Below are 1,551 nucleotides of genomic sequence, written 5' to 3'. Positions count from 1 at the left end.
GTCTTGGCGATCTTGGCGGCATTGTCGTAGCCGATGGTCGGCGCCAGTGCCGTCACCAGCATCAGCGATCGGTCGAGTGCCGCCTTGATGTTGTCTTCGCGCGCCTCGATGCCGACGACGCAATTGTCGGTGAAGGAAACCGAGGCGTCGGAGAGCAGCTGCACCGACTGCAGGAAGTTGTAGGCCATCAGCGGGTTGTAGACGTTGAGCTCGAAATGGCCCTGGCTGCCGGCGAAGGTGAGCGCCGCATTGTTGCCGAACACCTGCACGCAGACCTGCGTCATCGCCTCGCACTGGGTCGGATTGACCTTGCCCGGCATGATCGACGAGCCCGGCTCGTTTTCCGGCAGCGACAGTTCGCCGAGGCCCGAACGCGGGCCGGAGCCGAGGAAGCGGATGTCGTTGGCGATCTTGAACAGCGCGGCGGCCGCCGCGTTGATGGCGCCGTGCGAGAACACCATGGAATCATGAGCTGCCAGCGCCTCGAATTTGTTCGGCGCGGTGACGAAGGCGATGCCCGTAATGCTGGCGATACGATCCGCCACCCTTTCGGCGAAGCCGACCGGCGCGTTGAGGCCGGTGCCGACGGCGGTGCCGCCCTGCGCCAGTTCCTGCAGGCCGGGCAATGTCAGCTCGATGCGCTTGATCGACGAGGCGACCTGCGCCGCATAGCCCGAAAACTCCTGGCCAAGCGTTAGCGGGGTGGCATCCTGCGTGTGCGTGCGGCCGATCTTGATGATGTGATTGAACTCTCTGCTCTTGGCGGCGAGCGCCTTGTGCAGGTGCTTCAGCGCCGGCAGCAGATCGTGCACGATGCGTTCGGCGCAGGCGATGTGCATGGCCGTCGGATAGGTGTCGTTCGACGACTGGCTCATATTGACGTGATCGTTGGGATGCACCGGCTTCTTGGAGCCCATGACGCCGCCCAGCATCTCGATCGCCCGGTTGGAGATCACCTCATTGGCGTTCATGTTGGACTGTGTGCCCGAGCCGGTCTGCCAGACCACCAGCGGGAAATGGTCGTCGAGCTTGCCGTCGATGACCTCTTGCGCCGCCTCGACAATGGTCTTGCCGATCGAAGGATCAAGGCGTTTGAGCTCCATATTGGCCTCGGCCGCCGCCCGCTTGACGATGCCCAGCGCGCGCACGATCGACGCCGGCTGCTTCTCCCAGCCGATCTTGAAATTGCCGAGCGAACGCTGCGCCTGCGCGCCCCAGTACCGGTCGGCGGCAACTTCGATGGGACCGAACGTGTCGGTTTCGGTTCTGGTATTTGCAGCGGTCACGGGTCTCTCCTTGTCGAAGTCGGCAACGGCGTATCGCGTTGCACAAACGGCTTCAAGCGGAGATTGCGGGCGGCAAGTATGCAAATCGGTTGAAGGTGATCTCCCCCCTCGAGGGGGAGATGTCGCCGAAGGCGACAGAGGGGGTCGGTTCGACCGGGCGTGACCTCTTATCGCCGCCGGAAGAGGCTGGCGCTCCACGCGAGGCGACCCCCTCCGGCCTGCCGGCCATCTCCCCCAAGGAGGGAGAAAACCAGCTCACCCCGCC

The 1,551-nt window shown here is 64.2% G+C and carries 1 protein-coding gene; it reads right to left on the bottom strand.

Features of this window, described 5'->3' with window-relative positions; translation table 11 throughout:
- The coding region (gene fumC / locus EOD15_RS34000) for a class II fumarate hydratase (RefSeq protein ID WP_127409286.1) at positions 1–1,286 on the bottom strand (1,286 nt) is incomplete at its 3' end.
- Between the last annotated feature and the right edge of the window lie 265 nt (positions 1,287–1,551).

Origin of the sequence: Mesorhizobium sp. M7A.T.Ca.US.000.02.2.1, assembly GCF_003996995.1 — a bacterium.
GTDB lineage: Bacteria > Pseudomonadota > Alphaproteobacteria > Rhizobiales > Rhizobiaceae > Mesorhizobium.
This window is presented reverse-complemented; position numbering and strand designations above follow the sequence as displayed.